The organism is Achromobacter sp. Bel (assembly GCF_012928505.1).
GTDB lineage: Bacteria > Pseudomonadota > Gammaproteobacteria > Burkholderiales > Burkholderiaceae_B > Achromobacter.
In genome coordinates this window covers 52993-75033 of record NZ_JABBJN010000021.1, presented here as the reverse complement: position 1 = coordinate 75033, position 22041 = coordinate 52993, and the positions used below count along the sequence as shown (strand labels likewise).

The window sequence follows — 22041 nt, the reverse complement described above, 5'->3', positions numbered from 1 at the left end:
GCCTCTCCAGGGCGCTCTTTTCCATTGCCCCGCCGTGGGCGGGCCAGCCGGCTATTCTTCCTCGGTGGCCAGCTCGGTGACCACCTCGCGCGGCCAGGCCAGCAGGGACTCCAGGTCCAGGAACGTGAAATAGCCCGCCCGCCAGCCCTCGGTATCGATGTGATAGACGTTGCCCAGCAGCAAGGGCGCCGCCACCGGGGTATGCCCCGCCACCACCGCCCGCACGCCCTTGATCACTGTCCTGTCCATTTGCCGCAGGCGTTCGCGCGACCACTGGCAGGCTGCGCTGGTGCGTTGGTAGCGGTCTTGCAGCGCGGATTCCAGCCGCGGCCAGAACAGCACCGGGCAATCCGCATGCAGCAAGCCGACCGCGCCGCCTGAGGTCTCGACCTCGATGGCGATGGGCAGTTGCGCAAACGTTTCGGCAAAGACTTTCTGCCGGTCAGGCGGCAGGTCAAGAAACCAGCCGCCGCCATAGCCGCGCCAGTTCATGACGTCTACCTGGCCCGTGCGCACGTGGCGGATCGCATAGTCCTCATGGTTGCCCTGGACCGCATGGAACCAGGGCTGGGCCAGCCATTCCAGCGCGGCCTCGTTTTCCGGGCCCCGGTCGACCAGGTCGCCCACGGAAAACAGCCGGTCGCACGCCGGATCGAAACCCAGGCGGTCCAGGCTTTCCTGTAACCGGGAAAAATGCCCATGCACGTCGCCCACCGCAAAATCGCGGCCGCGTTCATTGCGCGGAATTTTCAGAAATCGCTGCTCCATGATGATCCGAGAACCACCGTCCGTGGGCGGATGAATCCGTCCCCATAACCCGGCCGTGGCTGTGCTTGCCTGTTGAAACCTGACCCTTCTTTTTAACCCGCTTTCCCGCCCCACGCCCGTGCGCCCCCCTTGCCAACGAGGTCAAAATATTGCGTTACGAGAATCGGTATTGTTCGTGATAATGTTCCGACTTTCCCAACTGATACCTGAAAGGGGGCCGCGCAGGCCGCCTCCTGCCGTCGCCATGACAGCCGCCTCCACCATCAAGACCTGGTACTGGATCCATAAATGGACCAGCCTCGTCTGCACCATCTTCCTGCTCATCATCTGTCTGACCGGTTTGCCGCTGGTGTTCCACCACGAAATCGAACACTGGCTGGATGACGCCAAACCCCTGTCGGACGTGCCGGCCAACACGCCACCCGCCAATCTGGACAAACTGGTCGCAAGCGCCAAGTCCATGTATCCCGGCGAAGTGATCGACTACCTGTTCTTCGACCCCGACGAACCCCAGGTCTGGGTGGGCATGGCCAAGAAACCGGGCGACGGCCAGGCATCCGGGCACGCCGTGCGCATGGACGGCCGCACGGGCGACGTGCTGCTCGACGGCCCACCCTACACGCAGGACAAGTTCTCTTTCATGGGCATCATGCTGGCCCTGCACGTGGACCTGTTCGCAGGGTTGCCGGGCGAGTTGTTCCTGGGATTCATGGGCCTGCTGTTCTGCGTGGCCATCGTGTCCGGCGTCGTGCTGTACGGCCCCTTCATGAAGAAGCTGGAATTCGGCACCGTGCGCGCCACGCGGTCCTCGCGCCTGAAATGGCTGGACCTGCACAACCTGCTGGGCATCGTCACGCTGGTCTGGGCGTTCGTGGTGGGCGTCACGGGCGTCATCAACGAATTGTCGACGCCGCTGTTCCGCCTGTGGCAATCGACCGAACTGGTCCGCATCCTGGAACCCTACAAGGGCCAGACCGTGCCGACGGAGCTGGCATCGGCCCAGTTGGCCGCCGATACGGCGAAAAAGGCCCTGCCGGGCAACGAAGTGTCGTTCATCGCCTTTCCCGGCAACGCCTTCGGCAGCCCGCACCACTACATCGCCTGGATGCGCGGCGATACGCCCTTGACCTCCAAGCTGAATACGCCGGTGCTGGTAGACGGCAAGACCGGCGCGCTGACAACCGTGGCCAAGATGCCCTGGTACCTGACCGCGCTGGAAGTGTCCCGCCCGCTGCACTTCGGCGATTACGCCGGCCTGCCCCTGAAGATCATCTGGGCCCTGCTGGACCTGATCACCATCGTGGTCCTCGTCAGCGGCCTCTACCTGTGGCTGGCGCGCCGCCGCGCCACCGAAGCGCGCATCAACGAACTCGTGAGAAAGCACCAGGCTGCCGCCGCCCCGCAAAGGACCCCCGCATGAGCGCCCATAAAAGCAAAGGGGGCCGTGGCGTCATGTTTGTCTGGGGCGTGCCGATCCTGCTGGGCGCGCTAAGCGTGTTCGGCCTGCTGGCCGCCCTGCTCGGCACCGGCGGCTGGCATTGGGCCTCCTGGATCACGCTGACCATCCTGCTGGTCGTCATCGTGCGTTACTGGTGCTTCCCGCTGAAGCACTAGCGCGGCGGACACGGGGAATATGGGGTCCCGCCGCCCCATCCCCGCCAGCTTGCGTTTGCCGGCCTTATTTGCCGAAACGCTCGGGGTCGGGCCCCAGGCGCACGCCTTCCTTGATGCCGTCGATCGCCGCCATCTCGTCCTCTGACAGTTCGAAGTCGAAAACGTCGATGTTCTCGCGGATGCGGGCGGGCGTGACCGATTTGGGAATTACGATCAGATCGCTCTGCAAATGCCATCGCAACGTCACCTGCGCGGGCGACTTGCCGTGCTTTTTCGCCAATTCCAGGATGACCTTTTCCTTCGTGATGGCGCCCTGGGCCAAGGGGCTCCAGGATTCCGTCGCGATCCCGTGCCTGGCGTGGAATGCCCGCAGTTCGCGCTGGGCGAAGCCGGGATGCAGCTCGATCTGATTGACGGCCGGCGTCACTTTCGACGACGCCATCAACTGTTCCAGATTGGCCTGCGTGAAATTGGATACGCCGATCGAACGGGCGCGGCCGTCTTCCTTCATCTCGACCATGGCACGCCAGGCGTCCAGGAACTTCGCGCTGCCCGCCACGGGCCAATGGATCAGGTACAGGTCCACATACGCCAGACCCAGCTTTTCCAGGCTTTCGTCCATCGCCTTGTGCGCGTCGTCATAGCCGTGCCGGTCGTTCCACAGCTTGGTGGTCACGAACAGGTCCTTGCGCGCCACGCCGGCCGCGCGCAATCCAGCGCCCACCCCCGACTCGTTGCCATAGATGGCCGCGGTGTCCACCGAGCGGTAACCGGCCGCCAGCGCCTCCTTCACGCTGGACGCGGCCTGCTCGTCCGGCACCTGCCAGACGCCCAGCCCCAGTTGCGGGATCTTGTTGCCGTCGTTCAATTTCACTGCGGGTACTTTCGCCATAAGACCCTCCGTTGCTTGCACCGCGACATCGGCGCGGCGAATATGCGCCACGTCGCGCAACCCTGGGCACAGCCCGGCCTATCCCAGGATTGAAGAGAAAAAAGGAGCGGGCTTGCCGAGCTGCGCCCGCCTCGCAATACCGGATGAACCTCCCCCAGCAATGGTCCGTATGCACCAGGGGTTATCAGCCAAATAATAGCGCCGGTGCCCGATAATGGCCGTCAAACGCCCTCCCGCCCCCCGCATCCGGTCCCCAGCCAGCCATGAATCCCCCTGACGCGCCGCCCAGCAACCGCGGCGGTTTTTCCACCCTGCGTACGCTTTTCCCCTATCTTTGGCCACCCGGCAAGACAGGGTTGAAGGTGCGCGTCGTCGCCGCGCTGCTCTGTCTGTTCGCCGCCAAGGCGGCCACCGTCTACGTGCCGCTGATCTACAAGCACGCCATCGACGAACTGGGCAAAGGCGCCCCCGGTGCCGTCACGGTCCCGCTGGGCCTGATCCTGGCCTATGGCACGGCCCGGGTACTGTCGCTGCTGTTCTCCGAACTGCGCGACGCCATCTTCGCGCGGGTCGGCCAGCACGCCATCCGCGCCGTCGGCCTGCAGATCTTCCGGCACCTGCACGCCCTGGCACTGCGCTTTCACCTGTCGCGCCAGACCGGCGGGCTGACCCGGGCCATCGAACGCGGTACCAAAGGCATCCAGACGCTGCTGTCGTTCCTGCTGTTCAACATCCTGCCGACGTTCTTTGAAATCGGCCTGGTCTGCATCGTGCTCTGGAAGATGTTCGACGTGTGGCTGGCGCTGGCCACCGGTGCGACCGTGATCCTGTACATGGCCTACACGCTTGCCGTCACCGAGTGGCGCGCCAAGTTCCGGCGCCAGATGAACGAGACCGACTCCGAGGCCAACACCAAAGCCATCGAAAGCCTGCTGAACTACGAAACCGTCAAGTACTTTGGCAACGAAGAGCACGAAGCGCGCCGTTATGACGCCTCACTGACCCGCTATGAACGTGCCGCCGTGCGCAGCCAGGTCAGCCTGTCTATCCTGAACGTGGGCCAGGCCGCCATCATCTCGGTCGGCCTGACGCTGGTCATGTGGATGGCCGCCACCGGCATCGCCGAAGGCCGCTACACCCTGGGCGACTTCGTGCTGGTCAACACCTACCTGCTGCAGCTGTACCAGCCGCTCAGCTTTTTCGGCTTCATCTACCGCGAGATCAAGCAGGCGATCATCGACATGGAGCGCATGTTCGAACTGCTGGGCCAGGACCGCGAAGTCGCTGACCGCCCCGATGCCCACCCCCTGCAGATCGCAGGCGGCCAGGTCGAATTCCGCGACGTGCATTTCGGCTATGACGCGCGCCGCCCCATCCTGAAAGGCGTCAGCTTTACCATCCCCGCCGGCAAGACCGTAGCGGTCGTGGGCACATCGGGCGCCGGCAAATCCACGATCGGCCGGCTGCTCTTCCGCTTCTACGACGCCGATAGCGGCGCCATCGTCGTCGACGGCCAGGACGTGCGCGACGTCACCCAGGCCAGCCTGCGGGCGGCGATCGGCGTGGTGCCGCAAGACACGGTGTTGTTCAACGACACCATCCACTACAACATCGGCTACGGCCGGCCCGGCGCCACCGACGCCGAGATCCAGGCCGCCGCGCGGCTGGCGCACATCCATGACCTGATCATGACCATGCCCGACGGCTACCAGACCATGGTGGGCGAGCGCGGCCTGAAACTGTCGGGCGGGGAAAAGCAGCGCGTGGCGATTGCCCGCACCATCCTGAAAAACCCCGCCATTTTCCTGTTCGACGAGGCCACCAGCGCGCTGGACACCCATACAGAACGCGAAATCCAGGCGAACCTGCGCGAAGTCAGCCAGGGCCGCAGCACGCTGATCATCGCCCATCGCCTGTCCACCGTGGCGGATGCGGACGAGATCATCGTGCTGTCCGACGGACGCGTCATCGAACGCGGGCGCCATCCCCAGTTGCTGGCCCAGGGCGGCGTCTACGCCAGCATGTGGGCCCGCCAGCAGGACAGCGCCCCCGCCATCCCCGCCGCGCCCGCCGATTGACAAGCCCTGCCCCCTGTCCGAATATCGCACCCTTTTCCTAGAAGGCCCACTATGCAGGATTCCCCCGCCGCCCCCGAAGTCCGCGTCTGTGCCGCCTCCGAGCTCGTCAACGGCGGGCTGGGCGTAAAAGTGCCGGTGACCGATAGCGCGGGCCAGACCACCGCGTTCTTCGTGCGCTACCAGGACCGCGTGCATGGCTACCTGAACCGTTGCGCCCACGTGGGCGTCGAACTCGACTGGGAAGGCAGCTTTTTCACGCGCGCCGGCGACCTGCTCATGTGCGCGCGCCACGGCGCCACCTACCAACCCGACACGGGCCTGTGCGTGGGCGGCCCCTGCAAGAACGGCCGCCTGGCCGTTTTGACCGTCAATGAGCGCGACGGCGACGTCTTCTGGCAACCCAGCGGCAAGATCCAGCCGCGGGACCAGGCCGCCTGACGGGGCCTGTCAGCGGCGGCCGTCCCTAGGCGCCGGCCACCGCCACCCGGACCGGCTCCTGTCGCTCCGCATACCGGCGCGCCAGCACCGCGCACACCATCAACTGCATCTGGTGGAAGATCATCAGCGGCAGCACCACCACGCCCATCTGCGAGGTGCCGAACAGCACGGTCGCCAGCGGAATGCCCGAGGCCAGCGACTTCTTCGAGCCGCAGAAGACCAGCGTGATCTCGTTTTCCTTGGATAAGCCCAGCTTGCGGCTGCCCCATGTCGTGATCAGCAGCACCGACCCCAGCAACAAGGCGTTGACCAGCACCATCGTGGCCAGATCGATGGCCGGAAACGCATGCCAGATACCCTGGGCAACGGCTTCGCTGAACGCGGTGTAGACGGCCAGCAGGATCGAACTGCGATCCACCTTGGACAAGGCACGGTTGTTGCGCTGAGCCCAGGCCCCGATCCACGGCCGCAGCAGGCTGCCCACCGCGAACGGCAGCAACAGCTGCAGCAGGATGCGGCCGGCGTCGGCCAGCCCGTGCCCGCCGCCCTGGCGATGCAGCAGCACGGCCACCAGCAGCGGCGTCAACACCGTGCCCAGCAGATTGGATGCCGTCGCTGCGCAAATGGCGCCAGGTACGTTGCCGCGCGCCATCGAAGTGAACGCGATGGACGATTGCACCGTCGACGACAAGGTGCAGACGAACAGCACGCCCAGCCACAACGACGGCGTCAGCAAACCGGGGAACAGCGCCCGCAGCCCCAACCCCAACGCCGGAAACAGGATGAAGGTGCACGCAAGGATCAGCGCATGCAGGCGCACGTCCTTCACCCCCGCCACGATGGCGTCGGTGGACAGGCGCGCGCCGTGCAGGAAAAACAGCAGCGAAATGGCCACGTTGCTGGCCACCATCATGAAGGATGCGCCCTTGCCCACCGCGGGGAAGAAACTGGCGAACACCACCGTAGCGATCAGGATGAGCGTGAATTGGTCAGGTAGGAAGCGGCGCATGGCGAAAGGGTTTTCCAAGAAGTTACGGAAAACTATAGGCGCGCCCCTTGCCATCGTGAAGCCCACTGATTACTTTAACTGTCATCGGTAATTCCTATGACCCAACTGCGCCATGCTCAATCCCTTGTGGCTCAAGACCTTTGCTGCCGCCGCCGCCGCGCCCAGCTTCACCGAAGCCGCGCGGCGGCTGGGCCTGACCCAGCCCACGGTTAGCGAACACGTCCGGCAACTGGAGCAGGCCGTCAACCGCCGGCTGTTCCTGCGCGACACGCATTCGCTGACGTTGACCAGCGACGGCCGCAGCTTGCTGGTGCACGCGGCAATCATCCTGGACGCCCATGAGCGGGCCGAAAGGCTGTTCGACGCGCCCCGCCTGCGCGGCCGCGTGCGCCTGGGCACCTCGGACGACCTGGCGATGGGACCGCTGCCCGACGTACTGGCCGCCTTCCGCCTGGCCCACCCCGAAGTGGAGCTGGACCTGACCATCGGCGTCACCAGCGAGCTCTACAAGCTGCTGGACGACAACGGGCTGGATGTGATGATCGGCAAACGCCGCCGCGGCGACCGCCGGGGACAGACCTTGCACAAGGAAGCCCTGCTGTGGCGGGCCAAGGAGGGCTTGCGCATCGCCCCCGACGAACCGCTGCCGCTGATCTTGCTGCGCGAGCCCAGCGTGACCCGCACGCTGACGCTGGACGCGCTGGCGCGCGCCGGCCGCAGTTGGCAGATCGTCTGCACCAGCACCAGCTACGCCGGCTGCCAGGCCGCCGCCCGCGCCGGGCTGGGCATCACGGTGCAACCCTCCCATCTGTCCACGGCGGGCCTGGCCGCCCCCGCAGGCGCGAGCCAGTTGCCCGCCTTGCCGCAGGTGGAATTCATCGTCATCTCGGCGCCCGCGCCCAACAAGCCCACCCGCGCGCTCACCGAGATCCTGATGCGCAGCACGCTGACCTGAGCCGCCGCGCTGCCTTTTCCCAGCTGGCCGGATGCGCTATCCCGGCCACGCAGGCAAGGGGCACTCATGACTCCTGCTGATTGGATGCCGGCGTGCCTACCGGCTCTTCGGGTTCCAGTTCGGCCAGTTCTTCCGGCTGGGCTTCGACTTCGGGAAGGTCGGACCCGTCGTCCGCATCGTCTGGAAGATCCAGTTTTTCCTGTGAATCGGAATGCTCGGGTTCAATGGGCGGGTTGGGTAGGGGTGTGTTCATGTCGCTTCACCTTGATCGGCCGAATGGCCGCCCCCTTCTCCCGCAAGAAGCGCTCCCAACGTGGCACCCGGTCTTGCGGGATTCAAGGGGATCTCTGTGGCAAGGCAATGGGTGTGCGATCCATCGCCAGCAGCAGTTCGCCCAGCCCGCCCGCGGCCCCGCCCTCCATCCGCCCCCCCGGCCCGCAGACGTTGTCCGCGCTGGTCCAGGCGGGCGCGGCGCCAGGCAGACGCCGCGCGCGTAACCAACCGCGCCGATCCACCATGAATTGCGCGCCCGCCAGCGCCTCGGGCGGCACACCCGCCGCCAGGGCATAGGCATCCCACGCGCCGCGATCCGCCGCCACGCAGTCGGCATTGGCCTTGCCTGGCGCGCCGCGCGTCAGGGCAATCGTCAATATGCGCGGGTCCTGCGGTTGGTCCGGAGCCTCCAGCGCGTGTGCCACCACACGCAACGGCAGGCCGCGCAATCCGCTCAGGCTATCCGCGCGCCCATCGCGGCAGACCAGATGCACAACTGGCGCCGGGACGGCCGGCATGCCTGCGCCGCCGCTTGTGCCATAGGCGCGCAGTCGTAAGTAGTCCAGCACGCGCCAAATGTCGTCCGCGCTCAACACCGCTTGAAAGCCATGCATGGCGGACGCGGACGGCCTCTTGCCGCCTTGGCCCACGTGCCAATGCAATTCGCCTTCCAGGCGGTTGTCGAAAAGCGGCGCGCCCAACACGCTGGGCCAAGTGGGCAAGCTAGCCGCCCGCGGCCCGCGGCCGTCGGCCGCCGCGCCATGGCAGCTTGCGCACTGCGCCTGATACAGCCGCCCGCCCCGCAGCACGTTGGCGTCCGAAAAGACCAACGGCGAACGCTGATACGACGTGCTGTGCGCCTCGGTCAACAGCATCTGCGGACGCGGCCACTGCGTGCTGAAGGCGAGCACGACGGCCACGGCCAGCAGACCGTATCGCCAGCGTCTGGAGAACAACGCGCACACCAGCATCACCAGCGCGACGCCGCTTTGCGCCAATGCCAGCCATAGCTGCCGCCAGGTGTGCGGGCTGACGGGCAGGTCCGGGTCATAGCGCCAGGCGAAAGGCCAGTGGGAAATCGCCAGCGCCGCTTGCGGTTGCCGCCAGACCGCCACGGCGACCGCAACCCCCAGCACGCCCAGCACAGCCAGCGCCAGCCCCAATATCCTCACCACGTCGCATCCAGCCCCAGCAAGGACAGTGCGCGATGGCGCAATGCCGCCAGCCTCGGGTCGCCCCGATGCCGCGGATAGGGCAGATCGTTGATGATCTCGTCCTTGATCCGCGCGGGCCGCTCGCTCAACACCACGATGCGCGACGCCATGAACAGGGCCTCTTCCACATCGTGCGTCACCAGCAGGGCCGTGAACCCCGCGCGTTGCCACAATTCGACCAGTTCGGATTGCATGGCGATGCGCGTCAGCGAATCCAGCTTGCCCAAGGGCTCATCCAGGATCAGGATGCGCGGGTCGTTGACCAGCGCGCGGGCCAATGCTGCACGCTGGGCCATGCCTCCCGACAACTGATGCGGATACGCCTTGCTGAAGGAAGCCAGGCCCACGCGCTGCAAGGCGTCATCGACGCGATGGCGCTCGGTCTTCAACAGGCCACGCGCCTGCAGTCCCAACGCCACGTTGTTCCAGACGGTGCGCCAGGGGTACAGGGTGGGATCCTGGAACACGACGATGCGCGACGGCGACGGTCCGTCGATCGGCTCGCCATCCGCCAGCAAGCCCCCTTGCGCCGGCGGCTCCAAACCCGCCACCAGCCGCAACAGCGTCGATTTGCCGCAACCGCTGGGGCCCAGCAGCGCCACGAACTCGCCGGGCTTGACCTCCAGGTCGATGCTGTCCAGCACCGGCAAAGCGGTGCCGTCCAGGTCGAAATGATGATTCACGCCTTGCACGGCCAGCGCCGCGCCGCGCGGGATGGGCGCTTGCGCCACGGCTGCCGCTACCATTTCACCACTCCTTTCTGCCAAGCCAGGAGGCGGTCCCGCCCCAGGAACAACAAGGTGATCAGCCCCGAGAACACCAGCGCCATGACGAACAGCGCGCCATACATATTGGCGTACGACGCCCAGCCCTGCGCCCACGACAAGTACCAGCCCAGCCCGGACTTCACGCCCATCATTTCCGCGGCCACCAGCACCGAGAACGACGCGCCCAGCCCCATGAACAGGCCCACGAAGACCTGCGGCAACGCGGCCGGAATCGCCACGCGCAACACCAGGAACCATTCGTTGGCGCCCATCGTGCGCGCCACGTCGTAGTAGGCGCGGTTCACGCCCGCCACGCCGGACCAGGTCAGCACCGTGACCGGAAACCACGTCGCCAGTGCGATCAGGAACACCGCCGCCGACCAACTGGAGGGAAAGAAGAAGAACGCCATTGGCAGCAAGGCGGTGGACGGCACCGGCCCCAGAAAGCGCAGCACCGGATGCACCCAGTAGCCCAGTCCCCGCGACCAACCGATCGCCACGCCCGTCAGAAAGCCCGCGGCCGCCCCCAGCAGGAAACCGTTGGCCAGCAGCCACAGCGAATTCACCAGGCTGTCGCCCAAGCGCTTGTAGTCGGTGACGTAGACCTCGATCAGCGACTGCGGCGGGGCAAAGAACGGGCTGGGCAGCAGCGCCAGTTTCGCCGTCGCGATTTCCCACACACCCACCGCAAGCGCCAGCGCCAGCAGCCATGGCCCGGCGCGACGCAGGGCGCGCACCGGCCGCGCCTGCTCTGCGCCCGACACCGCCACCAGCAGAAGCAGCGCCGCCAGCGCCAAGGTCGCCACGCCGAACTCTTGCGTGTAGCCCCAAGACGAAAAGCCCACTTCCACGTTCGGCCAGCCCAGCGTCACGCCGCCCACGCCTGCCCATACGGCGGCGGCGGCCACGCCCGTCTTCCACAAGCGCCAGCCCGGCGCCAGCGCCGCGCCCCCCGCGCGGGCCGGCAATGCGTCAGCCGAGGACATTGGGCACCACCACTTGCGCGTATTTGTTGATATCCAGATTCGCGCTCAGTACCTTGATGGTCTTCAAGTCCTTGGCGTAGCCCACGATCTCCTCGCGCAACGCGGCCCCCGTGGAGGCGTGCCCGTGGCTATGGCTGCGCAAGATTGCAGCCACGCGATCGGCCGGTACCTTGCCCGGCACATAGGGCGCGAAAATGCGCGCCGTCTCGTCAGGGTTGGACGCGGTCCAGCGTTGCGCGTCGATCACCGCGCGCGAGATGGCCGCGGCCGCCTCGGGATCCTTGCGCACCAGGTCGCCGCGCAGGCCCAGCACGCAGCAGGTTCGGTTCTCGTAGTCGCCTTCAATGTTGGTCGCAATCTCGCGTAGCTTGTTGTCTTCGCGCAGCGTATAGATCAGCGGATCGTCGCCGGCGATGGCATCCACCTCGCCTTTTCTCAGCACCTCGCCGAACAGATCCTGTGGATACTGACGCCAGTCCACGGACTCGGGGTCGATGCCCAGTTGGGCCACGCGGATCGCAAAGAAATTCTTCACGGGGCTGGCCTGATCCGATACGGCCACGCGGCGGCCCTTCAAGTCGTTCACGCTTTTGATAGGCGAGTCTTCCGCGGTCAGCAAGCGCATGCAGCCGCCGTGCGTGCCCACTGCCAGCTTCACGTCAAAGCCCTGCTCCAGCGGCTTGAGCCACCTCAGCGCCATGCCGATGCCGCCGTCGGCATGCCCGGTGGCGATCGCTTCCAGCAACTGATCGGTCGATCCGCTGAAATTGATGCGTTCGACCTTCAACCCGTACTTTTCGAAGAAGCCGCGCTCAAGCGCGACAGACACGGGCGACTGGCAGACGGCGGTCTGGCTCCATGCAATCTTGAACGTTCGCGGCGCCGAATCGGCCGCCAGCACGCGGGAACCCAGCATGCCCAGCGGCGCGGCCAATCCCGCGACGCTCGCCGCGCGCAACAGGGCGCGGCGTGAAACTCCCCGCGCGGTAAGCGCGGGGCAATGGACGTTCGTATTCATCAACCTTCCTTTTGAGCAGACTGTGAATGGCGATGATTGCCATGCGGCATCATCAGCCTGCTGTCAGGGGTTCGACAAATACAAAGTCGGGATAACAATATGGGTCCGACGCCGGCAATCAACGTTGCCGGCCCCGCCTCGCCCGCCCTCGCGCGCTACTCCGGCAGGGGGTCCGGCACACCGTCCTCATCCACGTTTTTCACGCGATCCAACGCGTTGCGCGCCGCCGACATGGCTTCGATCGTGCTGCGAAACCGCCGGCTGACGAAGATTTCGAAGGGCTGGCCTTCGGGCTTGTCCGCTTCCGGTTGCGCCGACTCGGCCGCTTCGGCCTCGGCATCTGCAGGCTTGGCCTTGGGCACAAGACGCCGCGTTTCCAGGAACGCACGCGGGGGGATGCGGCCCTCGGGTTGCGTTGCGTACGCAACCACCGAAAATCCGTTGATCGTCTTCTCTAGCATTACGGTTCCCTATCGCCACGGCCAAAGGCGGCGCAGCTCGTTGTTAGCGACAACGGCCCGACACAAGAAAACTTAAGTACCTGAAAAAGCAGGCCGGCACGCGGCTCCCGTCGACGCGGGCTCGTTGCTCCAGGAGCGAATGCCTTTTACCTCGGAGAGGCCCGCCCGAAAAAAAGAAGCCGGAATTGATCTGCATCAATTCCGGCTTCGGGCACCGCTTCACACACGCGAATCTATTTTGTCGACGTGACCGCCTTCATGCGAACGCGTACATAGTCCGCCACCTGCTCCAGCACCTGCGACAGATGCCCGCGCAACAGTTCGAATCCTGCGTTGCGCTCCCGCGTGGCCTCGTCCATGTACAACGGACGCCGGATCTCCACTTGCAGGCTGTGCCGGTTCAGCGCCGGTTGCCCGATCTGCGCGATCAGTTGCACGCCCTTGTAGGGATCGTTGCGCGCCACCGTATAACCCAGATCGCGCAAGGCCTTCTCGATCAGCGCGATGAATTCCGGCTCGCAGGTGGTGCCGTCCCGGTCGCCCAGCACGAAGTCCGCCAGCGGGTGCTCGCTTTGCCGGCCCAGGCGTTCGTAGGCGTCATTGGGCATGGAATGCAGGTTCAGGTGCCAGACGGCGCCGAAACGCTGCTCGACCCGGCCGATCGCCTGCGACAAGGCCGCATGGTAGGGCTCGTAATACGCCTGAATGCGGTGGCGCACTTCGTCCAGCGTCAGCTTGCGGTCGTAGACCGGCGTGGCCTTGTCCATCCGGCGCCAGATCAGACCCTTGCCCAGCCGGGTCTTCTCGCCCGGCGCCAGCGGTTCGGGCCACGGCTCGGCCAGCAGTTCCGGATCCAGGTCCTGCAACGTCCGGTTCGGGTCGATATAGACGCGCGGGAAGTTCGCCGCGATCAGCGTGGCGCCCAATGCCGGCGCCGCCGACCACAACGCGTCCACGTGCGTGTCTTCGCCCTGGCGCAGCTGCGAACGCGTCGCGGCGGCGCGGAAGTCATCCGGATAGCGTTCGCCGCTATGGGGCGAATCACAGACCAGCGGCAACGCCGGCCCCTGGGGTTCATGCACGGAAACCGCGTTGAAATCGGCGTTTCTCATCGTCAGTCAGCCTGAATGTTGGCGGCCTTGGCCACCTTGGCGTAGCGGGCCAGGGCCTGTTCGATCTGGACCTGGAACTCTTGGGGGGTCGTCGGCATCAGCGTACCACCCACGTCCTCGGCCTTCTTGCGGAACTCGGGGTCCTGCATCGCGGCGCGCACCGCCTGGTTCAAGCGGTCGACCACGGCGGTCGGCGTGCCCGCCGGCGCCACCAGGCCGAACCAGCCACCCGTGCCCATGTCGGGATAACCCAGTTCAATGTAGGTGGGCACGTCCGGCAGCAGCGGCGAACGCTCGGCGCCCAGCACGGCCAGCGGACGCAACTTGCCGCCCAGCACCTGCGGCAAGGTCGACGACAGGTTATCGGTGATCGCATCCACCTGCCCGCCCATCACATCGTTCAAGGCCGGGCCCGCGCCACGGTACGGCACGTGCAGCAGCTTGATGCCGGACAACATCATGAAGTTCTCGATGTTCACGTGGCCCAACGAGCCCACGCCCGGCGACGCGAAGCTGTACCGGTCAGCCGGCGCGCGCTTGGCCAACGCCACGAATTCCGCCATGTTCTTGGCCGGCAGGTTCGGATTGATCGCAAAGATACTGGGCACGGCCAGCACGTTGGCCACCGGCACGAAATCCTTCACCGGGTCGTAATTCATCTTGCGGTACACGGCTGGGTTAGACCCATGCGTGCTCATCGTGGCCATACCGATCGTGTAGCCGTCCGGCGTGGAGCGTGCCACTTGCTCCATGCCCATCGAACCGCCCGCGCCCGCCTTGTTTTCGACGACGATGGTCTGCTTCAGGTCGCGGCCGGCGTATTCCGCCACCAGGCGGGCGACGATGTCGGTCGAACCGCCCGCGGCAAACGGCACCACCAGCTTGATGGGACGGGAAGGATAGTCGGCGGCGTGGGACAAGCCGGCAAAAGACAGCGTGGCGAACATGCCGGCAAGCGCGAAACGCGCGGACCGGCCCAACAGGCGGCGGGACATGGGGTTACTCCGAAAAGGGAAAAACGTTATGGGTCTGCTGATACGGCCGCCAGTGTCCAAACTTTACGGTCCCCTTTCAAACGACTATATTGCACTCCTTCATTACCAAAGATCATGCTCAATGCGCCTGCACTCGCCGTCCATGTCAGAGCTGCACGCCTTCATCACGGCCGCGCGCCTCTCCAGCTTCACACAGGCGGCACAGACGCTGTGCGTGACCCAGGGCGCCATCAGCCGCGCCATCTCCCGATTGGAAGCGCATTTCGGCCAGCCCCTGATGCACCGGAACGCGCACGGGCTGACCTTGACCGACATGGGCAAGCGGCTTTACGACGGCGCGCAGGGGCCATTGCAGGCAATCGAATCGCTCAGCACCGAACTGCGGGCCGACGACCGCCGCTTGCGCCTGACCTTGTCCACCGTCCCCACGCTGGCCAGCGCCTGGCTGGTGCCGCACCTGCCCGATTTCCATCGGCGCCATCCCGAGATCCAGCTGAGTTTCGCGGCCTACCGGCGCAATGAGGATTTTTCGGGCGCAACGCCCGATGCCAGCATCCTGTCCGGCACGCCCGAACAGTGGCCCGGCTGGCAGGCCGACTACGTCATCGGCCGGGAAATGGTGGTGATCTGCCACCCGGGCCGGCTGGCGGCAAGGCAGGCCCAAGGCCTGTGGAGCACGCCGCACGGCCTGCTTGGCGAACCGCTGCTGTACCACTCGAACGGCAAGGACAACTGGGCGCAATGGTTCACCGCGGCCGGCGTGCCCCGCGACGCTGTCACGCTATCCAATGGTTTCGACCAGGTATCCATCCTGGTCCGCGCCGTGATGGCCGATATGGGGATCGCGGTGCTGCAGCGTTGCCTGGTGCGCGACGAGCTCCAGGCCGGCCGCGTTGCCGCCCCGTTCGGCGATCTGCCCATCCGGCTCAGCCGCGGCTATCACCTGTGCGCGCCAGCCCAACGCCGTGACCACTACGCGCTGGCCTGTTTTCGGCAATGGCTGCTGGAGACCGCCAGCGCGGACCCCGACGTCGCGGCGGCCAGACCGCCGCGCCCGCCCTCCGGGGCCGGCGACGCGGCAGCATAACGTTTCAGAAATACCCCGCATAACATTTCAAAATGAAACGGGCCTCTTTTCAGAGACCCGATTCCCATGCGATGGCACAACGCGATCAGGGTGCGAGCTTGAAGCCCAGGTCCACGCCCCACTTATCGGTTTCACGCAGCCATTTCGCCCCGCAACTCAGGCAGCGAAAATGGTCTTCACGGCTTTCCTCCCGCCCTTTCTGGGTCGGGTTGGTGAAACCTTGATGTCCCAGGTGCGAATGCGGCGCAACGCCTGACAGCCCCGGGTTAATGCGTTGGCAAGCCAAGCACATAACGCTCATTGATGCTTCCCCACAAACAGTGTTAGCAAATTGTAAGGGATTTCACCAATGTTTTTCTATCAATTCATGACAACAGATCGACAAAAATTGTTAACGCCGCAATTAAACAACGCCCGGCAAGGCCGCCAGACAGGTCGCCAGATGGTACGGAGACGTAGACGGCATGTCGGCGCGCACGACCGCGCCGCTGGCGTCCAGGCACTCGTACCACCCCCCGTCATGCAGAAACCGGGCCCGGAAATCGGCCAGCCCCGACGCTAACGCGGTCCAATCGCCCAGCACCGCCAACGTGCGCAGGTATTCCGTCTGCGCCCAGATGCGCCGCGTATCGTCAATGACGGCGCCCGACTCGTCCAATGACGCCAGCACGCCCGGACCAGCGACATCCACGCCATGCTTGCGGGACCATTGCACCGCGCGCGGCAACGATTCCACCAGATCCAGGCCGTCGAACACCTCGGCGGCGCCATGCACCAGCGAGAGCCATTCGAACTGGTGCCCGGGCTCAAGGCGGTTGCCGGCCGTGCCCTGCAGCGCTTCTGAAATGCACTGGGTAGGCGCATGCACGAAGAACTGGCTGACCCCTTGCGCCAGGCTGCGCAAATGCTGCGCGAACATCGCGGGCTCGGCCACCTGGGCCGCGGCCAGATACGCTTCGGTCAGATGCATCATGGGATTTTGCGCGGGCGGACGCAACGGCTCGCTCAAGTCGGGGCTGAGCGCAGCGTGGTACAGCCCGTCGCGGGTCTTGAACCGCGCCTCGATCGTCGACGCGGTGACCAGCATGAGCTTGCGCGCATCGGCGTGGCGGCTGCGCTGAAAATAGGCGGCAGAAGCCAGCACGACAAACGCGTGCGTATACAGATCCTGGGTCTCGTCCAGCGGACGCGCATCGGCGTCCACGCTGTATCGCCAGCCGCCGCGCGCCTCGTCGCGGAACACGCTGCACAAGGATTCGAACAGGCGATCGGCATGTTGGCCGGCGGCTGCGCCGGGCGCCTGCGCGAACACGTACAGTTGGCGCGCGCACGCCATGGCGCGATAGCGCACCGGCGCAAGCGGCGCGCCTGTCGCGGCATCCAGCGATTCGTAAGGCAGACCGGTTGCGTCATTGAAGCCCCGGCCCATCCACAAGGGCAGGATGACGCTATCGAAATGTTCACGCAGCGCGTGGATGTGCTGCGCGAGAGAGGGATTGGTCTGTGCGGCAGTCATCTTGGAACGACGCATGCCCGAATAGGGCCCCAGGTTTTGGAGCAGCAACGATAACCGAAATTTTCGTCGCAAACTTTCGAGCATTCTCCGCAGCGTCATGCGCGCACAGACCGGTTTAACCGCTTAGCTTCGCCCAGGGCGGCATGCCCTATCGGAAGATATTTTCCTCAACCCAGTTCTGCGCGAAGATTTCCGCGCGATCACGTGCTTCGTCCAACGAAGCGCAGTTGCCCAAGTGGGAAAATGCGGCATCCACTTCGGTGCCGCCCTCGGCCGTTACCGTCAGCAAAACGCCATATCCGCCGGTATCCATGGCCGCTGTGGAAACGTCGATCAGTACTTCCTGGTCACGATGCTGCATGTGCTACCTCCCAGTCGGTTACCTAAACGCGTGAACCACGCGTGACGTGGCGGGTGCAGAAATCCCGCATAAATAAAAAGACCTGAAAGCGTCACGCAAGTTCATCTTACTGGCGACGCAGCATGCGCGATACGTCCGGAAGATGCCAAATCGAACATTCCGTCTCAGGAGATTCCCGTACTGTCCCGCCAATACCCGCGAACTCGCGACATACAGCGAAAACATTCGCAAACTATGTGGATATTCGGGAGTGGCGCAAAAAAGCCGCGTTGCGCAGAGCAATGAGAGGCGGTCGGATCAGACCGCCCCAGCTGGCCGGCGGCGTCAGCGCGCTGAGCGGTCAACGCACGTGTATCGCGCCCGGCTCTTCCATGCGCAGGGCGAGCTTGCCCTTTTCGGTGATCATCCAGCGGCCATCGGCGCCGGGTTGAACGCAACGCAGGGTGACCAACGCCTTCGCGACCTCGTCGGGCACGTCGACTTGCGCGGCGCCGGGCTCGCAATTATCGGCCACAAGCCGCAGCCAGTGACCCAGTTCGCCCTTCTGGAAACGATGCAATGCCATGCGTGGTTCTCTCTTGAATCCCTGAACGATAGCATGCCGGCCAGGCCGCTTCCGACTAGGCCAGCAGCTTGGGCACCGACGAGACCAGCAGCGCAATGCCCGACAGCGTCAGCAGGCCCAGCACGATGCGGCGAAACGCAAGATCGCTGATGCCCACGTATAAGCGTGCGCCCAACAGCGAGGGCACCAGCATCGCGGGCACGATCAAGGCAAACAACGGCAGCATGTCGCGCGTGACCACGCCCGTGAACACATAGGTGGCCATCGTCACCGCCAGCATGGACAGATTGAAATTCTGGATCACCGAGCGCTGCACGTCGCGGTCGAATCCTCGCAAGGTGCACCACAACGTGGGGATGACGCCCGTGAACCCGCCTATGCCGCCCATGATGCCCCCCACTGCGCCGGCCACACCGTCCGCCACCTTGCCGCCTGCGGTGATCCGCGGCAGGCGCGTGGCAAACAACATGATCGGGCACCAGATTCCCAGCAGCCCGCCGATGAAAGCCTTGAATATCAACGGTTCCAAATGCGGCAGCAGCATCACGCCCAACGGTATCCCCGCCAGCCCGCCCACGATGAAAGGCAACAGATGCGACATCGCGAAACCCCGCCGCACCGTGAAGGCAGCCAGCAACTGCCCAGTCAGGGAACCAAACACGGCCATCGCGGCCGCCAGCCTGGGGTCGATGGTCCACGCCCAGAACGACATGGCCACCATCCCGAATCCGAATCCCGACAAGCCTTGCACGAACCCCGCGGCCATGGCGCCCACTACGACCAACACATATAGCGAATTCATTTCAGCCATGCACCCAGAAGACGTGCCAGGCCCTCCCCGGCGCGAAGCCATTCTAGAGCGTTCTAGGAAGGACGCAGCACCATCGGCCGCTTGAACCGCGACGCTACCGCCGAGGCGGCCACGCTTGCGCCGATCAGCGCAAGGCCCAGCGCCAGGTCAGCCGACATGCGTTCATGGAACACCACCGACGATACGATCAGGCCGATCACCGGCACGCACAGCATCGCGATGGATGTGGCGACAGGCGGCATCTTCTGCGTCATGCCCAGCACCACAATGAAGGTCAACGCCGTGGCCAGCGGACCGGTATAGAGGATGATGGGCCACGCGTCGGGCGCCGCCAGAAAAACCGGCGCGCCGTCGCGCATCCATGCCAGCGCGGCCAGCGGCACGGTGGCGATGGCAGTCTGCCACGGAATCATGTCGGCCCCCAGGCGCACATGCCGATTGCCGCGCAGCTGGATGATGTTGCATGCCCACGCGAACGAGGCGCCCAGCAGCATGACCAGGCCGATCACCGTATGCGACTGCCATGGGCTGAACGCAGGTGCGACGATCACGCCGATACCGGCGTAGCTCAACGCGGTCGCCAGCCATTGCCCCGCCGACAAGCGCTCTTTCAGGATCAGCGCCGACAACGGAATGACCCAGATCGACGTGGCGTAGGCGATGACGGACGCGCGACCGGGCGCCACGTATTGCAGGGCCCACAGCGCCAAAGCCGTGAACGCGCCCATCTGCAGCAACGCCACGCCCGCCACCAAGGGCCATTCCTGGCGGGTCGGCAGGCGCAAGCGCCCCATGGCGCCCAACACCAGCACGCTGATCAGCGCCGCCGCCCCGAAGCGGCTGGCGGCCAGCCAGAGCGGGCTCATGTGCGTCAGCCCCAACTTCATGACAGGCCAATTTCCGCCCCAAACCATGACCGCGCCGATCAACGGCAAAAACTTGCGCACCGTGCTTTGCTGACTCATTACTACTCGATCTACCGCTTGATTATTCTGCACTTTGGCCGATTGACCAAAGGAAGAAATAGTCTATAGGGTAAACCCCGGCATATTTCACCTCAATTCACTTCTATACACTACATTTGCAGCACAAAAGAACTGCATATGAATAACTCCTAGGTGACTTATGCCGGAAATCAACCTGGATGCCACTGACATCCGAATTTTGAACGAACTTCAGCGCGACGCTCGCCTGACCAACGTCGAGCTCGCCGCCCGCGTGAACCTGTCGGCCTCGCCCTGCCTGGCCCGTGTCCGCCGCCTGGAAACCGAGGGCCTGATCGACCGCCGCGTCACGCTGTTGAACGCGCGCAAGCTGGGGCTGAAGGTCAACGTGTTCATCCAGATCTCGCTGGACAAGCAGCGCAAGGCCGCGCTGGACGTCTTCGAGCGCGAAATCGCCGTCCTGCCGGAAATCATGGAGTGCTATCTGATGTCGGGCGACGCGGATTACCTGATCCGCGCGCTGGTGCCGGACGTGGACGCGCTGGAACGCCTGATCGTCGAACACATCACCCGCATCCCGGGCGTCGCCAGCATCCGCTCGAGCTTTGCGTTGAAACAGGTGCTGTACACCACCGCAGTTCCGCTCGCCTGACGATACGGCGCGACGCTTTCGGAAACTTGCGGGATGCCGCCCGCCCCCGCACAATGGGCGCGTCGGCAGCAACCGCCGCCGACATCCCTCCCATCGCTTAGCAAGGAGCAAACCATGCCCGAAACTGAATGGTTCCCCGGTGGCACGCTACCCGATCGTCAGGGCTACTTTGAAGTGGAATTCGACACAGGCGAAACTGAAATCACGCGCTACGGCATGCTGGGTTGGGAACCCGAGCAAGACCGCGGCAGCATCGTGCGCTGGCGCGGCCTGGACCCGGATATCGAAGAAGCCGAAATGCAGCGCGAAAACGCGGTGCGCAACAACGGCGACACCCTGCTCGGCTGAAACGCCGCCCCCAAAACAAAACGCCGCGGAACCATTCCGCGGCGTTTTGTTTTTCAGCGTTGCTCGCTTACCAGTTGAGCTTGGAGATCTTGGTACCGGCCAGCGACACGCCTGCCATCAGGCCGCCGTTGTTCATCACGAAGCCGACAATGGGTTGCTGCGCCGTATTGGTATCGATGCGGCCGTTGGCCCCCACGTTCACGACTGCCACCGTCGCATCGGCGCCCACGGTCCAGCCGCTGCTGTTGCGGAACTTGTTCAGTGCGTCGTCCGTCATGAACAGCAGCACCATGGCCTTGGATTGCGCACCGGCCTGGAAGCCGATGGAACCCGCCGTCGTGCTGTAGTAGCCCGAATTGGCGCCGCCGACCCGCAGCACGCCGTTGCCATGCTCGGCGCCCACGATGAAGCTGCCGCTCAGCACGTCCGGAAACACCAGCACGCCTCGCGCGCGCGCCACCAATTCCTTGGATTGCGGCGAAGCCTCGTACAGCTTGCTCAACGTGGCGTTGGCCGCGCTGTTCATCGACTCGCGCTTCTCCGATGTTGTCGCGGAGTCTTTGGGAGTGGTGGTGGAGCAGCCTGCGAACAGCAAGCCCGCCACACCGATGGTCGCGGCCGCCAGGCCAACACGACGCAGGACAGGAAAAGTATCAAACATGGAACTCTCCTTTTTGTTGTCTTCCGCTACCACTGTACCGGCCAAACCTGTCTGTACAAGGCACGCGATTGTGATAAACGAAACAAAACCTACCTGTTGCCGCTTTCTTTAACGCGAACCCTGTTCAAGCGCCATGCGCCTGCCAGCCCAAACGACGCTGTCGAAGACCAGCAACATTTGGTAGGCAATGGCAGGGCGACTGCCGGGGACCGCGCCCTTATAGAATGCCATAACGGGGCTCGCCCGTCGCCTTGTCCACCGAAACAATCCCCGAAAGCACCAGTTCAGCATGGCGCCGGGCCACCGCCGCATCGGCGAACGTCACGAATCTGGGCAACGACCAGCGCTGCTGGAAATCGCCGGCGCCCGAGCGCCGCACCGTCACTTCGATGGCCAGTACGCCGGCGTCCAGGCTCACGATCTCGCATCCCACTTGAAAACCATCGATATGGCGCTGGGGCCACACGCTCATGCTTATTGCTCCTGAAATGGATGTATCCGGGCGCAATATGCCAA

The 22041-nt window shown here is 64.8% G+C and carries 27 protein-coding genes; 8 read left to right on the top strand and 19 right to left on the bottom strand.

What is annotated here, in order from left to right:
- Positions 1–51: 51 nt before the first annotated feature.
- Positions 52–768: a metallophosphoesterase gene (locus tag HG262_RS15105; protein WP_169271782.1), complete on the bottom strand. Its 717-nt coding sequence runs from the start codon at positions 766–768 to the stop codon at positions 52–54.
- A 244-nt stretch (positions 769–1012) separates the two neighbouring features.
- On the opposite strand from HG262_RS15105, the gene HG262_RS15100 reads away from it, so the two are divergent.
- On the top strand, positions 1013–2188 hold the full coding sequence (locus tag HG262_RS15100) for a PepSY-associated TM helix domain-containing protein (protein ID WP_169271781.1): 1176 nt from the start codon (positions 1013–1015) through the stop codon (positions 2186–2188).
- Positions 2185–2382: a hypothetical protein gene (locus HG262_RS15095; protein WP_169271780.1), complete on the top strand. Its 198-nt coding sequence runs from the start codon at positions 2185–2187 to the stop codon at positions 2380–2382. The genes HG262_RS15100 and HG262_RS15095 overlap by 4 nt, the downstream gene beginning before the upstream one ends.
- Positions 2383–2446: 64 nt before the next feature.
- Here the strand turns inward: HG262_RS15095 and HG262_RS15090 are convergent, their stop codons facing one another.
- On the bottom strand, positions 2447–3274 hold the full coding sequence (locus HG262_RS15090) for an aldo/keto reductase (protein WP_169271779.1): 828 nt from the start codon (positions 3272–3274) through the stop codon (positions 2447–2449).
- Between the two features lie 263 nt (positions 3275–3537).
- Here HG262_RS15090 and HG262_RS15085 point away from each other — a divergent pair, with 263 nt between their 5' ends.
- Together HG262_RS15085 and HG262_RS15080 are read left to right on the top strand one after the other, a co-directional pair.
- The gene (locus HG262_RS15085) at positions 3538–5352 is read left to right on the top strand and encodes an ABC transporter ATP-binding protein/permease (RefSeq protein ID WP_169271778.1); all 1815 of its coding nucleotides are present in this window, start codon (positions 3538–3540) and stop codon (positions 5350–5352) included.
- Positions 5353–5403: 51 nt separating this feature from the next.
- Positions 5404–5790, top strand: a complete 387-nt coding sequence (locus HG262_RS15080) for a Rieske 2Fe-2S domain-containing protein (RefSeq protein ID WP_169271777.1) — start codon at positions 5404–5406, stop codon at positions 5788–5790.
- Positions 5791–5815: 25 nt separating this feature from the next.
- On the opposite strand, the gene HG262_RS15075 is transcribed toward HG262_RS15080, so the two are convergent.
- Entirely contained in the window at positions 5816–6799 is a 984-nt protein-coding gene (locus HG262_RS15075; protein ID WP_169271776.1) for a bile acid:sodium symporter family protein, read from the bottom strand.
- Positions 6800–6911: 112 nt separating this feature from the next.
- Between HG262_RS15075 and HG262_RS15070 the strand changes: the two genes are divergently transcribed.
- Positions 6912–7754, top strand: a complete 843-nt coding sequence (locus HG262_RS15070; RefSeq protein WP_169271775.1) for a LysR substrate-binding domain-containing protein — start codon at positions 6912–6914, stop codon at positions 7752–7754.
- Between the two features lie 64 nt (positions 7755–7818).
- On the opposite strand, the gene HG262_RS15065 is transcribed toward HG262_RS15070, so the two are convergent.
- From HG262_RS15065 to HG262_RS15030, 8 genes are all read right to left on the bottom strand, one after another.
- Positions 7819–8007, bottom strand: coding sequence for a hypothetical protein (locus tag HG262_RS15065; RefSeq protein ID WP_169271774.1), 189 nt, complete (start codon positions 8005–8007; stop codon positions 7819–7821).
- 82 nt (positions 8008–8089) lie between these two features.
- Positions 8090–9202: a cytochrome c gene (locus HG262_RS15060; protein ID WP_348984394.1), complete on the bottom strand. Its 1113-nt coding sequence runs from the start codon at positions 9200–9202 to the stop codon at positions 8090–8092.
- Positions 9196–9987: an ABC transporter ATP-binding protein gene (locus tag HG262_RS15055; protein WP_169271773.1), complete on the bottom strand. Its 792-nt coding sequence runs from the start codon at positions 9985–9987 to the stop codon at positions 9196–9198. The genes HG262_RS15060 and HG262_RS15055 overlap by 7 nt, the downstream gene beginning before the upstream one ends.
- On the bottom strand, positions 9981–10994 hold the full coding sequence (locus HG262_RS15050) for an ABC transporter permease subunit (protein ID WP_169271772.1): 1014 nt from the start codon (positions 10992–10994) through the stop codon (positions 9981–9983). The genes HG262_RS15055 and HG262_RS15050 overlap by 7 nt, the downstream gene beginning before the upstream one ends.
- Entirely contained in the window at positions 10981–12012 is a 1032-nt protein-coding gene (locus tag HG262_RS15045) for an ABC transporter substrate-binding protein (RefSeq protein WP_169271771.1), read from the bottom strand. The genes HG262_RS15050 and HG262_RS15045 overlap by 14 nt, the downstream gene beginning before the upstream one ends.
- 155 nt (positions 12013–12167) lie before the next feature.
- Positions 12168–12473 (bottom strand): hypothetical protein, encoded by a 306-nt coding sequence (locus tag HG262_RS15040; RefSeq protein WP_169271770.1) that lies wholly within the window; start codon positions 12471–12473, stop codon positions 12168–12170.
- Between the two features lie 233 nt (positions 12474–12706).
- Positions 12707–13585, bottom strand: a complete 879-nt coding sequence (locus tag HG262_RS15035) for an N-formylglutamate amidohydrolase (protein ID WP_169271769.1) — start codon at positions 13583–13585, stop codon at positions 12707–12709.
- Between the two features lie 2 nt (positions 13586–13587).
- Positions 13588–14580, bottom strand: coding sequence for a tripartite tricarboxylate transporter substrate binding protein BugE (locus tag HG262_RS15030; protein ID WP_169271768.1), 993 nt, complete (start codon positions 14578–14580; stop codon positions 13588–13590).
- A gap of 121 nt (positions 14581–14701) precedes the next feature.
- Here HG262_RS15030 and HG262_RS15025 point away from each other — a divergent pair, with 121 nt between their 5' ends.
- On the top strand, positions 14702–15667 hold the full coding sequence (locus HG262_RS15025) for a LysR substrate-binding domain-containing protein (protein WP_169271767.1): 966 nt from the start codon (positions 14702–14704) through the stop codon (positions 15665–15667).
- An 85-nt stretch (positions 15668–15752) separates the two neighbouring features.
- On the opposite strand, the gene HG262_RS31200 is transcribed toward HG262_RS15025, so the two are convergent.
- The 6 genes from HG262_RS31200 to HG262_RS14995 form a co-directional block, all read right to left on the bottom strand.
- A complete protein-coding gene (locus HG262_RS31200; protein ID WP_082386981.1) occupies positions 15753–15968 on the bottom strand; it encodes a hypothetical protein in 216 nt (71 codons plus the stop codon).
- Positions 15969–16070: 102 nt separating this feature from the next.
- Positions 16071–17183 (bottom strand): AGE family epimerase/isomerase, encoded by a 1113-nt coding sequence (locus HG262_RS15015; RefSeq protein ID WP_169271805.1) that lies wholly within the window; start codon positions 17181–17183, stop codon positions 16071–16073.
- Positions 17184–17331: 148 nt separating this feature from the next.
- Positions 17332–17544 carry a hypothetical protein gene (locus HG262_RS15010; RefSeq protein WP_006218759.1) on the bottom strand — a complete coding sequence of 71 codons (213 nt, stop codon included), beginning with the start codon at positions 17542–17544 and terminating at the stop codon, positions 17332–17334.
- A 340-nt stretch (positions 17545–17884) separates the two neighbouring features.
- The gene (locus HG262_RS15005; RefSeq protein WP_169271766.1) at positions 17885–18109 is read right to left on the bottom strand and encodes a hypothetical protein; all 225 of its coding nucleotides are present in this window, start codon (positions 18107–18109) and stop codon (positions 17885–17887) included.
- Positions 18110–18164: 55 nt separating this feature from the next.
- Positions 18165–18911, bottom strand: a complete 747-nt coding sequence (locus HG262_RS15000; RefSeq protein ID WP_169271765.1) for a sulfite exporter TauE/SafE family protein — start codon at positions 18909–18911, stop codon at positions 18165–18167.
- A 62-nt stretch (positions 18912–18973) separates the two neighbouring features.
- Complete coding sequence (locus HG262_RS14995; protein ID WP_169271764.1) at positions 18974–19885, bottom strand: DMT family transporter; 912 nt, start codon at positions 19883–19885, stop codon at positions 18974–18976.
- Positions 19886–20045: 160 nt separating this feature from the next.
- On the opposite strand from HG262_RS14995, the gene HG262_RS14990 reads away from it, so the two are divergent.
- Together HG262_RS14990 and HG262_RS14985 are read left to right on the top strand one after the other, a co-directional pair.
- On the top strand, positions 20046–20516 hold the full coding sequence (locus tag HG262_RS14990) for an Lrp/AsnC family transcriptional regulator (protein WP_006226939.1): 471 nt from the start codon (positions 20046–20048) through the stop codon (positions 20514–20516).
- Positions 20517–20630: 114 nt separating this feature from the next.
- On the top strand, positions 20631–20864 hold the full coding sequence (locus HG262_RS14985; RefSeq protein WP_169271763.1) for a hypothetical protein: 234 nt from the start codon (positions 20631–20633) through the stop codon (positions 20862–20864).
- Positions 20865–20931: 67 nt separating this feature from the next.
- Here the strand turns inward: HG262_RS14985 and HG262_RS14980 are convergent, their stop codons facing one another.
- Together HG262_RS14980 and HG262_RS14975 are read right to left on the bottom strand one after the other, a co-directional pair.
- Entirely contained in the window at positions 20932–21525 is a 594-nt protein-coding gene (locus HG262_RS14980) for a YSC84-related protein (protein ID WP_169271762.1), read from the bottom strand.
- 217 nt (positions 21526–21742) lie between these two features.
- Positions 21743–21997, bottom strand: coding sequence for a hypothetical protein (locus HG262_RS14975; RefSeq protein WP_169271761.1), 255 nt, complete (start codon positions 21995–21997; stop codon positions 21743–21745).
- Positions 21998–22041 lie beyond the last annotated feature (44 nt).